This is a genomic window from Syntrophobacterales bacterium (genome assembly GCA_019429105.1).
GTDB lineage: Bacteria > Desulfobacterota > Syntrophia > Syntrophales > UBA5619 > DYTH01.
Genome location: JAHYJE010000013.1, coordinates 17,051 through 36,630, shown reverse-complemented (window position 1 = coordinate 36,630; position 19,580 = coordinate 17,051). Strand labels below are relative to the sequence as shown.

14 protein-coding genes are annotated in these 19,580 nt (G+C 50.8%); 8 read left to right on the top strand and 6 right to left on the bottom strand.

What is annotated here, in order from left to right:
• Nucleotides 1-6: 6 nt before the first annotated feature.
• The 3 genes from K0B01_06155 to purM are packed head-to-tail and all read right to left on the bottom strand — an operon-like array spanning nucleotide 7 to nucleotide 3,147.
• Nucleotides 7-1,404: an ATP-dependent 6-phosphofructokinase gene (locus K0B01_06155; protein ID MBW6485717.1), complete on the bottom strand. Its 1,398-nt coding sequence runs from the start codon at nucleotides 1,402-1,404 to the stop codon at nucleotides 7-9.
• 14 nt (nucleotides 1,405-1,418) lie between these two features.
• Nucleotides 1,419-2,129 (bottom strand): phosphoribosylglycinamide formyltransferase, encoded by a 711-nt coding sequence (gene purN, locus K0B01_06150; GenBank protein ID MBW6485716.1) that lies wholly within the window; start codon nucleotides 2,127-2,129, stop codon nucleotides 1,419-1,421.
• Nucleotides 2,104-3,147 carry a phosphoribosylformylglycinamidine cyclo-ligase gene (purM, locus tag K0B01_06145; GenBank protein ID MBW6485715.1) on the bottom strand — a complete coding sequence of 348 codons (1,044 nt, stop codon included), beginning with the start codon at nucleotides 3,145-3,147 and terminating at the stop codon, nucleotides 2,104-2,106. The genes purN and purM overlap by 26 nt, the downstream gene beginning before the upstream one ends.
• A 416-nt stretch (nucleotides 3,148-3,563) precedes the next feature.
• On the opposite strand from purM, the gene recG reads away from it, so the two are divergent.
• The 6 genes from recG (at nucleotide 3,564) to K0B01_06115 (ending at nucleotide 10,769) form a co-directional block, all read left to right on the top strand.
• Complete coding sequence (gene recG, locus K0B01_06140; GenBank protein ID MBW6485714.1) at nucleotides 3,564-6,014, top strand: ATP-dependent DNA helicase RecG; 2,451 nt, start codon at nucleotides 3,564-3,566, stop codon at nucleotides 6,012-6,014.
• A gap of 113 nt (nucleotides 6,015-6,127) precedes the next feature.
• Entirely contained in the window at nucleotides 6,128-7,444 is a 1,317-nt protein-coding gene (locus tag K0B01_06135; protein ID MBW6485713.1) for a homoserine dehydrogenase, read from the top strand.
• A complete protein-coding gene (locus K0B01_06130; protein MBW6485712.1) occupies nucleotides 7,441-8,658 on the top strand; it encodes a cofactor-independent phosphoglycerate mutase in 1,218 nt (405 codons plus the stop codon). Before K0B01_06135 ends, K0B01_06130 begins: the two co-directional genes overlap by 4 nt.
• On the top strand, nucleotides 8,651-9,067 hold the full coding sequence (locus K0B01_06125; GenBank protein MBW6485711.1) for an acyl-CoA thioesterase: 417 nt from the start codon (nucleotides 8,651-8,653) through the stop codon (nucleotides 9,065-9,067). Before K0B01_06130 ends, K0B01_06125 begins: the two co-directional genes overlap by 8 nt.
• A gap of 53 nt (nucleotides 9,068-9,120) precedes the next feature.
• Entirely contained in the window at nucleotides 9,121-9,798 is a 678-nt protein-coding gene (locus K0B01_06120) for a tetratricopeptide repeat protein (protein ID MBW6485710.1), read from the top strand.
• A 32-nt stretch (nucleotides 9,799-9,830) separates the two neighbouring features.
• The gene (locus K0B01_06115; GenBank protein ID MBW6485709.1) at nucleotides 9,831-10,769 is read left to right on the top strand and encodes a DnaJ domain-containing protein; all 939 of its coding nucleotides are present in this window, start codon (nucleotides 9,831-9,833) and stop codon (nucleotides 10,767-10,769) included.
• A gap of 44 nt (nucleotides 10,770-10,813) precedes the next feature.
• Here the strand turns inward: K0B01_06115 and K0B01_06110 are convergent, their stop codons facing one another.
• From K0B01_06110 to dtd, 3 genes are read right to left on the bottom strand one after another with little or no spacing between them, the layout of a single operon-like run.
• Nucleotides 10,814-14,287 carry a DNA polymerase III subunit alpha gene (locus tag K0B01_06110; protein MBW6485708.1) on the bottom strand — a complete coding sequence of 1,158 codons (3,474 nt, stop codon included), beginning with the start codon at nucleotides 14,285-14,287 and terminating at the stop codon, nucleotides 10,814-10,816.
• 3 nt (nucleotides 14,288-14,290) lie between these two features.
• Complete coding sequence (gene guaB / locus K0B01_06105) at nucleotides 14,291-15,754, bottom strand: IMP dehydrogenase (GenBank protein MBW6485707.1); 1,464 nt, start codon at nucleotides 15,752-15,754, stop codon at nucleotides 14,291-14,293.
• Between the two features lie 15 nt (nucleotides 15,755-15,769).
• On the bottom strand, nucleotides 15,770-16,219 hold the full coding sequence (gene dtd / locus K0B01_06100; protein ID MBW6485706.1) for a D-tyrosyl-tRNA(Tyr) deacylase: 450 nt from the start codon (nucleotides 16,217-16,219) through the stop codon (nucleotides 15,770-15,772).
• A 194-nt stretch (nucleotides 16,220-16,413) separates the two neighbouring features.
• Between dtd and hisS the strand changes: the two genes are divergently transcribed.
• Together hisS and aspS are read left to right on the top strand one after the other, a co-directional pair.
• Nucleotides 16,414-17,667 carry a histidine--tRNA ligase gene (gene hisS / locus K0B01_06095; GenBank protein ID MBW6485705.1) on the top strand — a complete coding sequence of 418 codons (1,254 nt, stop codon included), beginning with the start codon at nucleotides 16,414-16,416 and terminating at the stop codon, nucleotides 17,665-17,667.
• Between the two features lie 20 nt (nucleotides 17,668-17,687).
• Complete coding sequence (aspS, locus tag K0B01_06090; GenBank protein ID MBW6485704.1) at nucleotides 17,688-19,451, top strand: aspartate--tRNA ligase; 1,764 nt, start codon at nucleotides 17,688-17,690, stop codon at nucleotides 19,449-19,451.
• Nucleotides 19,452-19,580: the final 129 nt, after the last annotated feature.

Genomic DNA, 19,580 nt, shown 5'->3' with positions numbered 1-19,580 from the left:
CATTTTTTAATCATTAGTAAGGGAAGGGGGCTGGCCGGTAGCTTCCAGAACCCTCATCCAGATATTTCCCAGGGGATCGAGCTGCGTGCCGGAACCAATCATCTTGAGGGGAATATGGACGTATTCATCCTTCACCATGCCGACAATTATCCCTGTTTTCCCTGCCATTCCCGCATGAACGGCGTATTGTCCGAGGGCGCCGCAGTAGCGGCTGTCACTGGCGTTTGCCGGAACGCTGCGGATCATGTAGCTGGGGTCGATATACTTGATGTTAACTTCAATGCCCGTTTTTTCAAAGTGATCAGCAATCTCTTTTTTCAGGAAGGCGCCGATGTCGTGCAGCCGGGGGTTGCCCGAGGCGTCTGTCTCAACAGTCAACTGTCGCCGGTTGGCCGGATATGGACAAGTTGCCCCTTGCAAAGGGCTGCAGGCGGCAGGCTCCCCCTTTTTCCAGTCCTGAGACATGATGTCCTGGCCCGCGCCTTCGGCGACAAGAAGAACGCAATGGGCGCTTTCTTTCAGCCTTTTTTCGATTTGCCTGAGCAGCCCCTTTTCACCATCCAAATCAAAGGGAACCTCCGGGATGAGAACAAAATTTACATCATTTTGTGCCAAAGCGGCGCTTGCCGCAATATGGCCGGCTTCCCGTCCCATGATCTTGACAAGGCCAATGCCATTGGGCGCTCCCTTGGCCTCTACATGGGCGCACTGGATTGCCTTGACCGATTCGGAAACGGCTGTATCGAAGCCGAAGGACTGCTGTATCAGGTTCAGGTCGTTGTCGATAGTCTTGGGTATCCCGACAACCCCAATATTCAGACCGCGGCGCGCAATCTCTTCGCAGATGCCCTCCGTTCCCCTTATGGTGCCGTCTCCGCCTACTGTGAAAAGCAGGTCAATGTTCATTCTTTTCAGGGCGTCCACCATCTCGTCTATATCCTGACGTCCCCGGGAGGAGGAGAGAATTGATCCCCCCAGGTTATTGATGTCTTTTACGACATCGGGTGTGAGCTGAATTACCGGATGGCCGTATTTATGAATAAATCCCTGAAATCCAAACTTGATGCCAATAACATTTTCAACGCCGTAGCGATAATAAAGTTCCATAACCAGCGAGCGGATAACATCGTTTATGCCGGGGCAAAGCCCGCCGCAAGTAACAATGGCGGCTTTTGTTTTGGAGGGATCGAAGAATATTTTCTCACGCGGTCCGGCCATCTCAAAGGAAAGCGGCAAGCCCTCCGGCGATTTCAGCAAATCGAACTCGTTCAGATAGGTATTGAAAAGCAATCTCCTTTCTTCGGGAACAAAATAGCTGACGGTTACTGGAGACGGGATGGTGCATTCGCCGAGAGCATGGATCGTAAAATCATAAACGATGTCTGTTTCATGAAGATTTTTCATGCCATGAGCCTCCGTTAAGCTATTGTCAAAGGCGGGTTGATAAGGGCTGCATACTCCCGCCGGCTGGAGTCAAGAATGCGCACCTTGCGGCCATTTATCTCTATTCTGCCTTCAGCGTAGTACTGGATGGCCTGGGGATAGATCCGATGCTCCTCTGCCAAAATGCGTTTTGAGAGGCTGCTTGCGTTATCATCATCATAAACCGGAACTACAGCCTGGATAATTACGGGACCGGAATCTACTCCTTCATCGGCAAAATGAACGGTGCATCCGGAAAATTTCACCCCATAATCGATTGCCTTCTGCTGGACATGGATTCCTGAAAAAGCGGGAAGGAGAGCCGGGTGGATATTCATTATTTTCATCGGGAAGGCGCGAAAAAAGAGGGGAGTCAGTATTCGCATGAACCCTGCCATCACAACAAGTTCGACTCCCGATGCTTTGAGGATTTCAATCACGCGTCTGTCAAAATCCTCTCTCGCCGCAAAGCGACGGTGATCGACTACCGCCGTGGGAATATTATGTTTTCGACACCTCTCCAACGCGTAGGCGGATTGATTGTTGCTGATCATTACGCTAATCTGACCGTCGAGTTTTTTGTTTTCTATGTTTTCTATGAGGGACTGGAGGTTTGAACCGTTTCCTGAAACAAGCACGCCCAGGACAGTCTTGCGCCGTGTCTCTCTTAACCCTTGATTTTCAGATGAAGTAAACTGATCGGTCATCTTTTCCTCGCATTTCAATTTCTCCCAAGGCATAGCCGTGCTCACCCATTTTATCCAGCCGGTCGATAATCTCTGCCTCATCATTTTTTGCGACAATCAAGACCATTCCGATCCCCATGTTGAACACCCGAAACATCTCTTCAGCATCAATCTTGCCGATGTCGCGGAGTAAATCAAAAATCGGCAGAATGGGCCAGCTTCCTCTGCGAATTACGCTGCAGCACTGAGCAGGGATAATGCGGGGGATATTTTCGGTAAAGCCCCCACCGGTAATATGCACAATTCCGTGGATTTGAAAATTTTTGATCAGATTGAGGATGGGTTTTACGTAAATTTTAGTTGGGGTGAGGAGCTCGAGCCCCAAGGACTGGTCGAAACCGGCTATTTTAGCGGATGGTTTCAGTTTTCCTTCGTCAAAGAGGGTGCGCCGCACCAGTGAAAAGCCATTGCTGTGCAATCCGGAGGATGCTATCCCGATAATCCGGTCGCCGACGCGGACTTCGGATCCGTCGATCAGCTTATCAGCTTCGACAACGCCGACGCAAAAACCGGCAAGATCATACTCGCCGTTGGGATAGAACCCCGGCATCTCCGCCGTTTCCCCGCCGAGCAGCGAGCAGCCGGCATCCTGACATCCCGCGACGATTCCTTCAACAATTTGAACGCTTTTATCTACATCCAGCTTGCCGCATGCTATGTAGTCGAGAAAAAAGAGCGGCTCCGCTCCCTGAACAATGATGTCGTTTACCGACATCGCCACCAGGTCGATTCCGACCGTATCATGCTTGTCCATCAATTGCGCGATTTTGAGTTTGGTGCCTACGCCGTCTGTGGAAGAGACAAGCAGAGGGTCTTTTATTTTCCCCGTGTCGAGGTGAAAAAGGCCGCCGAACCCGCCAATCCCACTCATCATTTCCCTGCGGGCGGTGTTTTTTATCAGAGGTTTTATTCTCTCAACAAAGGAATTGCCCGCATCTATGTCAACTCCGGATTTTCTGTAAGTAAGTTTGTCTGTCATTCAGTTTCTCTCCCCAAACGATAATTTAAAAATCCTCAAATCGCAGATTAATGTTCACAAATCGCAGATTAATGTTCATAAATCGAAGATTAATGTTCATAAATCGCCGGCCGTTTATTATCTTAGCTTTATGATAAAGTCAATTATTTACTTGTCTCTAAATGTATAATATGCTAAAAAGACTAATGTTTGAGCCAATTGCAAAACTATTTGTCATTCCCGAAAGCGGAGCTTAATGTACACAATGCTTCTATCGGGAATACGGTTTTTCAAGCAGTTAGAACCAGATTATGAACATTAAACTTCGTTTTCCCGCTTAAAATCATTGCGGGAATGACAGAATGTGAGAGTTTTGCAATTGCCTCGTTTGTTAAGTTATTTCTATAAATTACCTCAAGTCCACGGCCAGGGTAAAGATGGAGCCATTATTAAAAATCATCGAAAAAATGGAGGCGCCGCTTTCTTTTGCAGCATGGAACTCTTACAGCCGTCTGTCGCTTGTCGAAAATCTCGGCGAGGCGATGACGTCTTTTCTGAATCAGCTCCGAGGAGCGGTCAATCCCAAGGGCAATAAACTTACCCGAATTGAGGAGGCAGATGCCATCATAAACGAACTTTCAAGGCTGTTTCTGGATTATGATGTATCAGGCGCCGAAGACAAGAAAGTACGGATCGATAATGCAGTCAAAGCGCTTGCCGATTTGAAAGGCATTCTGCAAAGAGATTCCGTTAATGAAAAAGAAAAAGGCGGGGAGGGGTCGTTACGTTCGCAAACCGCCCTTTTTCTCCCCATTACTTCCATCTCCGGGGTGGGAACGAGGATAGCCGCTCTTTTCACCCGTAAAGATATAAAAACAATAGAGGAGCTTCTCTACTTTCTCCCCCGTCGCTACGAAGACCGCCGACATATTTCCCTGATCGCGGAAACTGTTCCTGGAGTAAAGCAGATTGTCGTAGGCAGAGTCGTGCATGCCGAGCTGCGTTTCTATGGCAGGAAAAAGGTGTTCGAAGCACTAATCGAGGACTTTTCCGGGGTTATCAAGGCCAAATGGTTTAAAGGACAGGAACTGTTTTTGCGCAATTCCTTTAAGCCAAACACCCGCGTCATCCTTGCCGGCGCGATTGTCGGGTTTCCTTTTGACCGGGAAATAATCCATCCGGATTTCGAGATTCTCAGCGAAGGCGACGACCAGCTCCTTCACTTCAAGCGGATTGTGCCGATCTATTCCGAAACAGCCGGGCTTCCCCAAAAAACTATTCGGCGGATAACATGGCGGGCTGTGCGTAACTTTGCGCCCCTCATGATGAGCCCGATCCCTGAAAACATAATCAAAAGCCGCTCCCTGATGAATTTTCGCGATGCTTTTCGTATGGTCCATTTTCCCGATAACGACCACAATATCGATGACTATCAACAAATGCATTCGGCGGCCCATCGGCGGCTCATCTATGATGAGTTTTTCTTTTTTCAACTGGGAATGGCCCTGAGAAAAAAGGGACAGCTTCTTGAAAAGGGCATTTCTTTCAACGTCAATCCGGAGATGCTGCGCACTCTCTACAATATCCTCCCTTTTTCTCTAACCGACGCCCAAAGTCGCACTATTGCGGAAATCGGGAAAGACATGGCCTCTTTGTTGCCGATGAACAGGCTTTTGCAGGGGGATGTGGGTTCCGGAAAGACAATTGTTGCGACCATCGCTGCCGTGGTTGCCTGTGCGAATGGATATCAGACGGCAATTATGGCCCCGACCGAAATCCTTGCCGAACAGCACTACCGCAATATATCTGCATTGTTGGATAAGCTGGGAATCCAATGCGAGCTGCTGACCGGCAACCTGTCGGCGCCCCAAAAGGCGGAGGTTCTGGAAAAAATAAAAAACGGACGTAGTGGGTTTGTCGTGGGCACACATGCCCTGATTCAGGGCAAGGTTGTTTTTAAAAATTTGGGCCTCGTTGTGATCGATGAACAGCACCGCTTCGGCGTCGTTCAGCGGGCAGCCCTCCGCAAAAAAGGGCAAATTCCCGATGTCCTGGTCATGACCGCAACCCCCATCCCCCGCACCCTGGCAATGACGGTTTATGGCGATCTGGACGTCTCGGTTATCGATGAAATGCCCCCCGGAAAACAGCCAACGCGGACGAAGGTTTTTTCGGAAGCCCAAAGGTCGAGCGTTTATGAAATTATCCGCCGCGAGGTTAAAAAAGGCAGACAGGCGTTCATTGTCTATCCCCTGGTAGAAGCTTCGGAAAATCTTGACCTTAAGGATGCCGTTCGTATGGCGGAACACCTCCAAAAGGATGTTTTTCCGGAGCTGAACGTAGGCCTTGTCCATGGTCGGATGAAAGGTAAGGAAAAAGAGCAGGTTATGGGTGATTTTGTCGGGATGAAAATCAACATTCTCGTCGCGACGACGGTCATTGAAGTGGGGATTGACATTCCCGCCGCGTCGCTGATGGTAATCGAGCACGCGGAGCGGTTCGGGCTCTCCCAGCTTCACCAACTTAGGGGGCGTGTGGGCCGGGGCGGTGCTCCGTCTTACTGCATTTTGCTTGCTCAGAAGCCTGCCTCTGAAGACGCCCGCAAAAGATTGCGCATTATGGAGGAGACTAACGACGGCTTCCGCATTGCCGAAGAGGATCTGGCTATACGGGGGCCGGGTGAATTCATGGGAACCAGACAATCCGGCCTTCCCGATTTCAGAATAGCCAATATCGCACGGGATGGAAGGATTCTCTCGGAGGCGAAGGAGGATGCCTTTTCGGTTGTGGATGATGACCCGTATCTGACAGACCCGAATCACTCTGAACTCCGGGATGTTCTCCTGCGCAGATGGGAAGGGAGACTGTCCCTGGCGAAGACGGGATAAATATTCATTCTAAATTACCTGCGGAGCTTGTCTTTTTTTGCTTTAATTGTTTTTTGTGATCTGATATAAAGCACGGACTTTTATGTGAAAGAAACCTTGGTAACGTGATAAACATGAAGAAAATAATAAATTTAGGGCTTATAGGCTTTGGTACAATAGGCACAGGCGTAATCAGGCTGCTCCAGAAAAACGGTGAATTAATTTCAGGACGTCTGGGCGCCGAGCTTCGCTTGAAGAGAATAGCGGATCTCGATATCACCACCCCTCGGGGCGTAGATCTCCCGGAAGGCACTCTGACAACAAAAGCTGACGACATCCTCACCGACCCGGAAATAGACATTGTCATCGAACTGATGGGGGGATATGAGCCGGCCCGCACCTTTATCCTGAAGGCGATGGACAACAAAAAACACGTTTGCACGGCAAATAAGGCGCTTTTGGCGACTTATGGGGATGAAATATTCCGAAGCGCGCAAAGAAACGGGGTCAATATCGGCTTTGAACCCAGCGTCGGCGGAACAATCCCCGTTATCAAAACGATCAAGGAGAGTCTGATCGGCAACCGGATTGAATCAATCATGGCGATTGTCAACGGAACCTCAAATTTCATCCTGAGCAAAATGACCGATGAGGGCGGTTCCTTTGAGTCTGTTCTGAAAGAGGCGCAGACGCTTGGCTTTGCTGAAGCCAATCCGACATTTGACATCGAAGGGGTGGATGCCGCGCACAAGCTCGCCATACTCCTTTCCCTCTCCTACGGGAAGAGGGTCCGTCTTGAAGATCTGCACCGGGAAGGGATAGCAAATATCGGCGAGCAGGATATAGCTTTTGCCCGGGAACTCGGTTATCGGATAAAATTGTTGGCTATTGCCATTCGACGTGGTGAATTCATCGAAGCACGGCTGCACCCGACCATGGTTCCTTTTTCCCACCTGCTTGCCAACGTGAACAGCAATTTCAATGCCTTTCATATCATAGGCGACGCGGCTGATTCGGTATTTCTCTACGGACAGGGGGCGGGCATGCTGCCGACGGCAAGCGCCGTTATCAGCGACGTGGTCGATATCGCCCGGGATATCATCAAAAGGAGCGCGGGACGGGTTCCGCCCCGGGTCTTTGACGAAGAAAAAATAAGCGATATCAATCTTTTGCCCTTTGAAGAGATTCTCACCAATTATTATTTTCGTTTTTCAGTTGCCGACCGATCGGGCGTCCTTTCCCGCATCTCCGGCATCCTCGGACAGAACAACATCAGCATTGCAGTAGTGATCCAAAAGGGACGAAGGCAGGATGGCGCCGTTCCAATTGTAATGACTACCTACAAAGCCAAGGAGCGTCATGTCCAAAAGGCGCTTGCGGAGATTGACACGCTTGATGTCGTGATGGGAAAAACCATGCTGATTAGAATTGAGGACGATAACCTTACATGAAATACATAGTGTTACTGGGAGACGGGATGGCAGATTACCCCATTGACTCCCTGCAAGGGAAAACCCCGCTCGAATACGCCTACACCCCCAATATGGACAGGATCGCAGCGGAGGGAACGTTGAGTCTGATCGACACGATTCCCCCGGGGCTTGCCCCGGGAAGCGATGTGGCGAATCTTGCCGTCCTCGGTTATGATTCCCGTGTCTTTTATTCGGGCAGGGCGCCGCTCGAGGCGGCCAATATGGGGGTCCAGCTTGCCCCGGAGGATGTCGCCTTTCGTTGCAATCTCGTGACGTTAAGCGACTCGGTGGAGCCGGTTATGGAGGATTTTACGGCCGGTCATATCTCCTCTGCGGAGGCAGCTCCCCTGATCAATGATTTGAACGCTGCGCTGGGCTCGGAGGAGTTCCAATTTCATCCCGGCGTCGGGTATCGGCACCTGCTGGTGTGGCACGGGGGAGAGCCTGGAATGAAGGCGACTCCGCCCCACGACATCACCGGCCAAAGGGTTGCGCCGTATCTGCCCAGTGGGGAGGGCGCTCTGGAGATAGCCCGTCTGATGAAGCTGTCCCAGGATTTTCTTGCCGATTACCCGCTTAACCGGGAACGACGAGCGAAGGGGTTGAAGCCCGTAACGTCTATCTGGCTTTGGGGGCAGGGGAGGGCGCCACGGATTCAAAAAATGACGGAGAGATTTCGAATTACAGGCGGGATGATCTCTGCCGTTGATCTGCTGAACGGAATCGGGATTTATGCCGGGCTCGAGGTCCTCAAAGTCACGGGGGCAACCGGCTACACCGATACCAATTATGTCGGCAAGGCAGAAAAGGCATTGTCTGCACTCCAGAATCTCGATTTTGTCTTTCTCCACGTCGAGTCCCCTGACGAGATGGGGCACGAAGGCAATGTCGGTGGGAAGATAAAGGCGATTGAGGATTTCGATAAGAAGGTTGTTGGTGCAATCCTTGACGGTATTTCCCTGTTTGGTGAATACCGGGTTGCCGTTTTAAGCGATCATCGGACTCCGATTGCGCTAAAAACCCATATTGTCGATCCTAGCCCACTGGCGTTTCTCTCTTCCCGACCAGGTGAAAATCAGGGCCGGGGGGGTTCTTTTGGGGAAACCAGTGCTCATAATTCCGGCAACATGGTATCGCCCGGGTATAGATTCATGGAACATTTCATCGGCGGTTTGGAGAGGCTCTTTGAATAGAAGCCCGCTGAAAATTAGAGTTATTTACGCGGACACCGATGCGATGGGTATTGTCTATCACACCAATTACATCCGCTGGTTTGAAATAGGGAGAACCGAGCTTTTTCGCGAACTGGGGATTGTTTATAAGGACCTTGAAGCATCAGGATGCAATCTGCCAGTAACCCAGGCCTACTGTCATTACCACCTGCCTGCCCGCTATGATGATCTGGTTCTTTTGCAAACCGGGATAGACTTTATCAAGCGGGCCAGTATTAAATTTACCCACAAGATATGGGACGAAGCGCAGATCAATTTGCTGACCGAGGGCTATACTGTGCATGCCTGCACCGACCGCACCGGAAAAATTATCCGCATCCCGGCCATAATAACCGACAAACTCAGAACATTTGTTAATAATCCGCATTGATACGGATATCTTTTAAACAATTAATCACGCCATAAAGGAGAGAATTGAAAATAATGTCAAATAAGTTAGAAAAAAAAGAACTCGAAGAACCGGACAAGCTAACAATTTTATTCATTAAAATACGATCCTTTGTCGAAACCCACCGGAGTAAAATATATCTGGGAGCAGGGATAGCGGTCGTCATCTTTCTCATTGCCGCCGGCGTTTATCTCTATCAGGCGAATTACGAAAACAAAGCAGCCGGATTTTACAATGGGATATTGACGGCCCAGATGAAAGCGGGTTCCCCCGCCGGCGACGAAGCATTGACGAAAGGATTGAAGGAACTGCTCTCCAAATATCCGCGGAGCAATGCCGCTTCTCTCGGTCACTATCGCCTGGGAAATTTATATTACAATCGTCGCGCTTATGATGAGGCGGAGGCCTCCTATCATGCGTTTATCAAAAGTGCTTCTTCCGATAACGATTTAGTTGCCCTTGCCTATAATGGGTTGGGCGCATGCGCAGAACAAAAAAAAGACCTTAAAAAGGCCCTGGAATTTTATGATCTGGCGATGAAAACGAAGGGCGGTTCATCATTTGAAAGTATAAATTACACAAATATTGCGAGAATTTACGAGCAATTGAAGGATAACAAGAAGGCGGTTGAATTCTATCAGAAGGCGCTTTTGAAAACAACTGATCCGGCGATGAGCATATTAATAAAAAGAAAGCTGTCGCTATTGAGTTGATTTTGACGTCTTCTTTTTAAAGGGTGAAATTTATGACGCAGGATTACTATAAGACACTGGGTATAGAAAAAGGGGTTGATCAGGAAGAGGTAAAGAAGGCCTACCGGAAACTGGCGATGAAGTATCATCCCGACAAAAATCCCAATAACCGCGAGGCGGAAGAAAAATTCAAGAAAATCAGCGAGGCGTACGCCGTTTTAAGCGACGCTGAAAAGCGCAAGCAGTACGATACCTATGGTTCTGATCAGTTCAGTCAGCGCTACAGTCAGGAAGACATCTTCCGCAATGTGGATCTCAATGAAATATTGAGGGGTTTTGGATTTGGCGGTATGGGCGGCGGGTTTCGCAGTACCGGCAGGCGGGGCGGCTTCAGTTTTCAAACGGGCGGCGGAGGATACGATGATCTCTTCGGAGGGGGACGATCCGCTTACTCTGTGCCGCAAAAAGGGGAGGACTTGCATTACAATCTTTCCATTACGCTTGAAGAGGCTGTTGCAGGCGCGGAAAAACAGATTTCCCTCCGCAGTGAAACCGGGATCAATGAAATAACGGTAAAAATTCCCGCCGGTATCAATACCGGCAAGAAGCTGCGGCTCTCCGGAAAAGGCTATCCGGGGAAAAACAACGGTGCCAACGGCGATTTATACCTGAACATTAATGTACTTCCTCATCCGCTGTTCGCCCGGGATGGAAATGACATATACATTGAAAAAACGATCTCCTTCACCCAGGCGGCTTTGGGAGGCAGCATCGAAGTCCCGACGATCGATGGTTCCGTTAAAAGGCTTAAAGTTCCCTCAGGGACGCAGTGCGGCGCCAAGATCCGTCTTAAGGGTTTGGGAATCCCACCCCTCAAGGGGTCTGGCACGGCGCATGGAGACCAGTTTGTAAAGATTAACATTGAGGTTCCTCGAAAGCTTTCCGCAAGCCAGACGAGTTTGATCAAAAAACTGGCTGAGGAAGGTATTTGATCAATTGCCTATAAGATATGTTATGTAAACTTAAAGCTGGTACATTATACAAACTGGAGTGAACCGGCGCCCAGGATCCGCTCCGCTTCCGCTCTCAGCGGTGCGGAAAGATCGAGTTTCATATCCTCGCCCAAGTATATCAAGGTTTCGCACCTTGGCTCAACCAGTTTGATATATCCCTCCAGTTTTCCCGAGTAGCGTTGAAGGCAGCGAAAAAGGGTTTCGATATCATCGGGAACGGTCTGTTTCATGTCAACCGTGAAATAGGCCGCGCTGTAGGATTTTTCCGCGGCTTCAGTCAGCAGTGTCACCTCGGAGGAAATCACCTTCACATTCTCTTCCCCGGCGTCAATGATTCCCTTGAGCAGCAGCGGCGCGTCGCCGTGGAGAAGTTGATAGCTGTTTTTATATGTTTCCGGGAAAACGATGATGTCAACCGAACCCTTCAAATCCTCCAAGAGGATGTAAGCCATCGTCTCTTTGCGCTTTGTCTGAACGTCGCGGATGCTGCTGACGATTCCGGCTATCGTCACTACCTCGCGATCCGTCTTGGATCTCAGATTCGCTGAATCGGCCGTTACGATCATCCCGAGCCGTTCCTTGTAAGGTGAAAGAGGGTGGCCGCTGATATAGAAACCGATCGTTTCCTTTTCATAGGCGAGCAAATCCTTATGTTCCCATTCTGCCATTTCAGGAAGCGAGTCTTCATTCTTTGAATTTACATTACGAGTAGTTGACGAACTTTCTTCAAGTTGATCAAGAAGGTTTGTCTGATTGCTGTTTTTCTCCTTATGGCGCTTCTGCGCCTTTTCCATAATCTCTTCATAGAAGGTCATTAACTGGTTCCGGTTATTTCCGGTTGAATCAAACGCCCCGCACTTGATCAGGCTTTCGATGACCCTTTTATTGATCTTGCGGGGATCGATGCGATCGCAAAAATCAAAAAACGACGTAAACGGGCCGCCCTCATCTCTTGACTCGATTATCGAATCGACAGCGCCGGCCCCAACATTCTTCACCGCCGCAAGGCCAAACCGCACGTGGTCGCCGGCGACGCTGAAGTCTCTCATTGATTCATTTATGTCCGGCGGGAGGACATTGATCCCCATCTCCCGGCAACTGCTGATATGACTTATGATCTTGTCGCGGTTATCCTTTTCGCTGGTTAAAAGCGCAGCGACGAATTCCGCCGGATAATGGGCCTTGACGTAGGCGGTTTGATAGGTGACTATCGCGTACGCTGTGCTGTGAGACTTATTGAATCCATATTTCCCGAAGGTCTTCATCTGCTCCCATATTTTGAGGGCCTTTGCTTCGGGAATATTTTTACTCTTTGCTCCCGCGATGAACTTCGGCTTTTCCCGGCTTTCCATCTCCTCGGTCTTCTTTTTGCTCATGACCTTGCGCAGCGTGTCAGCCTCGGAGAGTTTGTAGTTGCCGATGGCTACGGCGATCTGCATCACCTGTTCCTGATAGACGATAATGCCGTAAGTTTCTTTGAGAATTGCCTCCAGTTCGGGGGTTTCGTAAATGATCCTGGTCCGGCCCTGCTTCCTGGCGATAAACTCCGGAATATTTTCCATCGGGCCGGGACGATAAAGGGCGATCAACGCGATTACGTCTTCAATGCAGTCCGGCTTCATCCGGATCAGCATATCCTTCATGCCGGAGCTTTCCAACTGAAAAACGCCATCGGTGTCCCCGCGCATCAGCAGCTCATACGTCGGGCGGTCGTCAAGCGGGAGGTTGTCGATATCGATCGTCACTCCCCTTCCCTCTTTCGCGAAACGAACGGCGTCGCTGATCACGGTCAGTGTTTTCAGGCCCAGAAAATCGAATTTCGTAAGCCCCACATCGGCCACTTCATTCATCGCAAACTGGGTAAAAACAATATCTTCTTTCAGGCTCTTGGCAAGCGGGATTCTTTCTACAAGGGGGATGTCGGAGACTACCACCCCTGCCGCATGGATCGAGGCATGGCGGTTGAGTCCCTCTAAAGTTTTTGAAAAATCCAGTAGCTTTTTAACCTGCGGATTGTTTTTCTCTTCATCCTGAAGGCGTTTTTCGGATTTTATTGCGTCCGCAAGTTTGATATTGAGAACGTTGGGGATTAATTTGGCAATCTTGTCAACCTCGCCATAAGGCATGCCCATCGCCCTGCCAACATCCCGGATAACGGCTCTGGCCTGCATTTTCCCAAAGGTAATGATTTTGGAAACCTTGTCCGCACCGTATTTATCCGTCACATAATTGAATATCTGTTCCCTGCCTTCCGGGGCGAAATCGGTGTCGATATCGGGCATGGTTACCCTGTCGGGGTTGAGAAACCTCTCGAAAAAAAGGTTGTAACGGATTGGATCGACCTTAGTAATTCCGGTAGCTAAGGCAACCAGGCTGCCGGCGGCGGAGCCTCTTCCCGGTCCCACCGGAATGTTTTTTTCTCGCGCCTTTTCGATAAAATCGGCAACGATCAGAAAGTATCCCGGGAAACCCATTGTCCGGATCATCTCCAGCTCCTGTTCGAGCCTTTTTTCGTATGTTTCCCGGAGATTTTCCCTGCCGTCGCGCAGCAGATTCGGGAGAAGAGCCGCGAGTCCTGCACGCGCCTTTTGCTCCAGCCGGCCGTCTAACGTTTCGTCTGTGCCCACCTCCAGCGTCGGGAGATAAAACTTCCCGAATTCGAAGGAGATGTTGCATCTATCTGCTATTTTTGTTGTATTTTCAATGGCATCCGGGCAATAATTAAAGAGCCGCTTCATCTCTTCCGGGGAGCGGAAGTAGAACTGATCAGTGGAAAAACGCATCCGCTCAACATCCCGCAGTGTTTTGCCTGTTTGTATGCACAGGAGCACTTCTTGCGCCTCGGCGTCCTCCCGGTTGAGGTAATGACAGTCGCAGGTGGCGACAAGCGGGATGGAATGCTTGCGGCTCAGCTCAAGCAGACCCTCGTTTGCCTGCTTCTGTTCGGGAATGCCGTTTTCCATGATTTCGAGAAAGAAATTCCCTTCGCCGAAAATGTCACGGTACTCCAGAGCCTGCCGGCCTGCCTCGTCCATATTTCCGTTCAGGATGGCGGAAGCGATTTCCCCATGCAGACAGGCGCTCATGCCGATAAGCCCTTCGTGATGCTCGCGGAGAATCTCCTTATCAATCCGTGGCTTGTAGTAAAAACCCTCAAGAAACGCCAAGGTAGATAATTTCATCAGGTTCTTATAGCCCTGCAGATTGGAGGCAAGCACGATCAGATGATAGGCGTTTTCCCCCGGTCCGGAGCCGGCCCGATCGGTGCGTTTGTGCGGCGCCACGTACAGTTCGCAGCCGATGATTGGCTTTACCCCATGTTTAATGGCCTGTTTATAGAAATCGATCGTACCGTAGATATTGCCGTGATCGGTCATTGCCACAGCCGGCATTCCGTATTCTTTTGCCTTCAGGAAAAGGTCGTCGAGACGGATCATCCCATCAAGCAGGCTGTAATGAGTGTGGACGTGCAGATGCACAAAATCGGAGAATCCCATTGCTCAATCCAGCCAGTAGTTGGGCGCTTCTTTGGTTATGATGACGTCATGCACATGACTTTCCCGAAGTCCCGCCGTGGTAATTTTCACAAATCTGGCCTTCTGGTGCAATTCGCCTATCGTGCGACAGCCGACATAGCCCATGCCCGCCTTTATCCCTCCGAGCAACTGGTGGATGCCGGCCGAGATTGAACCGCGATAGGGAACCCGTCCTTCGATTCCCTCCGGGACAAGCTTCGCGTTGCTCTCCAGATCATCCTGATAGTAGCGGTCCTTGCTTCCCATCTTCATGGCCTCCAGGGAGCCCATCCCGCGATAGACCTTGTAACTGCGCCCTTGAAAAAGCACAGTTTCGCCGGGACTTTCCTCGGTTCCCGCAAAAAAACTTCCAATCATTACCGTTTGTGCGCCTGCCGCAAGCGCCTTGACGATATCGCCGGAATACTTGATCCCCCCATCGGCAATAATCGGAATATTGTACTCATTGCCAATCTTGTAGGCGTCGCGAATCGCGCTCATCTGGGGAACACCCACCCCGGCTATTATTCTTGTGGTGCAGATGGACCCGGGGCCGACCCCGACCTTGACGGCGTCAACCCCTGCTTTTATCAGAGCCAGGGCGCCCTCGGAGGTGGCGATGTTTCCGGCAATAAGTTCGCATTGAGGGAAATTTCTCTTCGTGTCCCGAACGGCATCCAGAACACCGGAAGAGTGGCCATGCGAGGTATCTATTACAATTACGTCTGCCCCGGCTGCCAAGAGAGCGGTAATCCGCTCTTCGCGATCGACGATGCCGACTGCCGCCCCGACCCGCAGTCTTCCCAGCGGATCCTTGCAGGCAAGGGGATATTTCTTTATCTTTTCGATATCCTTGATCGTAATCAGACCTTTGAGATTGTAGTTTTCATCAACGACCAGGAGTTTTTCAATGCGGTGTTTATGGAGGAGTTTTTTCGAATCCTCCAGGGAAATATTGGTGTAGGGAACCGTTACCAGATTATCCTTTGTCATGACATCGGCAACGGATTGATCAAGATCGGTTTCAAAACGTAAATCGCGGTTCGTCAATATGCCGACCAGCACCTTGTTTTTAACAACCGGAACGCCGGATATCCGGTATTGATTCATCAGCGCCAGGGCATCCCTGACCTTGCGCCCCGGTTCAATGGTGATCGGATCGACAATCATTCCGCTTTCCGACTTTTTGACCTTGTCAACCTCGACAACCTGCCTTTCAATGCTCATGTTTCTGTGGATGATTCCGATTCCCCCCTCCTGGGCCAGACTGATCGCCGTTCTGGATTCGGTCACGGTATCCATCGCCGCGCTGATTATCGGGATATTAAGCCTGATATTATTTGTTAAAAAAGTTGCGCCATCAATATCACGCGGCAGAACGCTCGATTCCGCCGGTACCAGCAACAGATCATCGAACGTATATGCGTCAACTACGGTATCATCTAACATAAGACCTCCAGTTTATTAAAAAAATCGTTTACTGTCCAAAAGCATTGTGACCGGTCCGTCATTGGCTATTACGACCGTCATCATGGCCTGAAATTCTCCCGCGGCGACAAAACGCACTTGTTTTTTTGCCTGAGACACCAGGTGGTCATACAGGGGGCGCGCCTGTTCCGGTCGCGCGGCATTTGTGAAGGAGGGTCTTCTGCCCTTCCGGCAATCGCCAAGCAGCGTAAACTGGGAAACAACGAGCAGCTCGGCATCCATGTCGAGCAGGGAAAGGTTCATTTTCCCCGTTTCGTCCTCAAAGATGCGGAGGTTAATGATTTTTTCCAGAAGATAATCCGCGTCAGCTTCACTGTCGCCCAGCTCAATGCCGAGAAATACTAATATTCCCTTTCCTATTTTCGATATTAATCGATTACTTACAGTTACACTTGCCGATTCAACCCTTTGCAATACCGCCCGCATGGCATCCACCTTTTCACCATGTTGATGCTATCAATAATAGGTTCACTCTTCAAGCTATTTTTCTGAATTTTGCAGGGAGACTTGATTGCCTTGATGATATGGCAAGCAAAACGGTTTCATTTTTGTTGCGTTAAACGGATGTTTATGCTATCAGCTCCGGTCTTAAATTAATAAATGCTGGTGGGTTTTGCTTTATGGAGAAGATAAATTCCGTAAGAGGGTTCAGAGACATACTTCCTCCGGAAACGGATAAATGGCGAAGGGTTGAAGAAACGGCGCACGAGGTTTTCCGTACCTTCGGCTTCAGGGAGATTCGGGTTCCGCTGCTCGAAAAAACGGAATTATTCCGCCGCGGCATCGGTGAGTCAACCGATATCGTGGAAAAAGAGATGTACACCTTTATCGACCGCGGCGAGGAATCCCTCACGCTGCGTCCGGAGGCGACCGCCTCCGTCATTCGCGCCTATCTCGAGCACTCCCTCCATGCCGCGGAAAGCGTGACAAAGCTCTACACGATCGGCCCCATGTTCCGGCGGGAGAGACCGCAAAAGGGGCGTTACCGCCAGTTTCATCAGATCGATACGGAGATTCTTGGCCCGGACGACCCGCGCACCGATGCGGAACTCATTTTGATGCTTACGCATTTTCTTGACAAACTGGGTCTTCAGAATATTTCTCTGGAGATCAATTCCCTCGGATGCCCCAATTGCCGCCCGGCTTTTCAGCAGGCGATCGTCTCTTTTCTTCAGGGGCGGGAAAAGGAACTCTGCCCCGACTGCCAGCGCCGCCTGGCCACCAATCCGCTCAGGGTCTTTGACTGCAAGGTGGAAAGCTGCGCCAAAATCATCGCCGAAGCCCCGATGCTGCCCGATTTTCTCTGCGCCGATTGCCTGAATCATTTTTCAACGCTTCAGGAAGCGCTCATTCTTTTCGCACTGCCGTTCAAGCTGAATCCGAAGATGGTGCGGGGCCTCGATTATTACACCAGGACAACGTTTGAAATCACTACGGAATTTCTTGGGGCACAGAACGCCGTTGTCGGCGGTGGCCGCTATGACCACCTTGTCCGGGATCTCGGCGGGCCCGATATCCCCGGGATCGGTTTCGCGATCGGCTTTGAGCGGCTGGTCGCGATGATTCCGGAAAAAGAAGAGGCAAATGCGCCCCTCCTTTTTATAGCGGCTGTCGGCGAAGAGGCATTAAAAAAGGCCTTTTTCATCTGCAATCGTCTCCGGATGGGGGGACTGCAGATCGAAATGGACTATTCAGGCCGCAGTCTGAAGAGCCAGATGAAGAAGGCTGACAAGCTCAAATGCCGCTACGCGCTGATTCTTGGCGAACGGGAAATCGCCGAGAAGAAGGCCTCTGTGCGCAATATGCAAACGGGCGTGCAACAGGAAGCCAGCCTGGATATTTTGGAAGAAACAATCATTAAATTAGCGAGGTAGATAATTTGTCAGATTTCATGATGCGATATAAAAGGACGCATTACTGCGGAGATTTGAACGAGAAACAGGCCGGCGAGGAAGTTGTCCTGATGGGATGGGCCCACCGGCGGCGCGATCACGGCGGCGTCATCTTTATTGACCTGCGGGACCGGGAAGGGTTAACCCAAATTGTCTTCAACCCGGAAACCAGCGAGACCTGCCACCAGGAGGCGGGACGAATCCGCAGTGAATTTGTCCTGGCAATCCATGGCCGTGTTCGCAACCGCCCTGAAGGAATGGAGAATCCCGAGCTGAAAACAGGAAAGATTGAGGTGATTGCCGACGAGCTCGAAATCCTCAACGAATCAAAAACACCCCCCTTCGTCCTTGATCAGACGTCGGAGATCTCGGAGAATGTTCGCCTCAAGTACCGCTATCTCGATCTCCGCCGTCCGGAGATGCAAAAAAACCTTATCCTGCGCAGTCGCGTCGCGATGGCAACGCGCGAATATTTCAATCGCAATGGATTTACCGAGATCGAAACCCCGTTTCTGACCAAGAGCACGCCAGAGGGGGCGCGGGACTACCTTGTTCCCAGCCGGGTCAATCAGGGGATGTTTTACGCCCTGCCCCAGTCGCCCCAACTCTTCAAGCAGTTGTTGATGGTTTCTGGATTTGACAAGTATTTCCAGATCGTTAAGTGCTTCCGAGATGAGGATCTCCGGGCTGATCGTCAGCCGGAATTCACCCAGATCGACGTGGAGATGTCCTTCATTACGGAGGAACAAATCATCAGTTTGATCGAGGGGTTGATTGTTCACCTCTTCAGCTCCTGCCTGGGACGAACTCTCGTTCTCCCCTTCCCCCGCATTTCCTATCAGGACGCGATGAGCCGCTTCGGCAAGGATAATCCCGATCTGCGCTTCGGCATGGAGATGAGGGACTTGACCGATATCCTCAGGAATTCGGGGCTGAAGCTCTTTTCCGAGATAGCCGCCGCAGGCGGTGTAATCAAGGCGATCATGGTTGACGACGGCAAGGGCCTCTCCCGCAAGGATCTCGATGAATTGAAGGAATTTGTAGGCAGATATGGAGCGGGAGGACTGGCCTGGGCGCGGGTGACTGCGGAGGGCTGGACATCGCCGATCTTCAAATTCCTGACAGCCCAGGAGGTAGCGTCCATAAACACGAAAATGGAAGCCGCAGAGGGCGCCGTCATCCTCTTTGTCGCCGACTCGCCGGGCGTTGTCCGCGACTCGCTCGGCAACCTGCGCGTCCATTTGGCGAAGAAGCTCGGCCTGATCGCTCCCGATGCCCTCGCCTTTACCTGGGTTACCGACTTTCCCCTTTTTGAATACAGCGACACCGAAAAAAGATTCATGGCCACGCACCATCCCTTTACCGCTCCGGTTGCCGAGGACATGCAGTACATCGAGACGGAACCGGGAAAGGTTCGCGCCCGCGCCTATGATCTGGTGCTGAACGGCTCCGAGATCGGCGGGGGAAGCATCCGGATTCACCAGAAGGATGTCCAATCCGTGATCTTCAAGGCGCTGGGACTGAGCGAGGAAAACGCCCGTTCCAAATTCGGCTTTCTCCTCGACGCGCTCGAATTTGGCGCCCCTCCCCACGGCGGGATCGCCTTCGGGCTTGACCGTCTGGTGATGCTGATGACCGGCGCGGAATCCATCCGGGATGTCATCGCCTTTCCCAAGACGCAAAAGGCAACCTGTCTCTTGACAGAAGCCCCGTCTCATGTCAGTATAGAGCAACTTATGGAACTCTCCTTAAAGATTGTTTTGTAGTCTTCATTTAACGGTTCTTCGGCACTGCGGGTTTTTTATGAATTGCAAATATTTTTTTATTGCAGTGAACACTGACGGAAAACAGCGTCTTGGACAAAACGTTGCCGACAGGATGATGCCGGCGCTCTT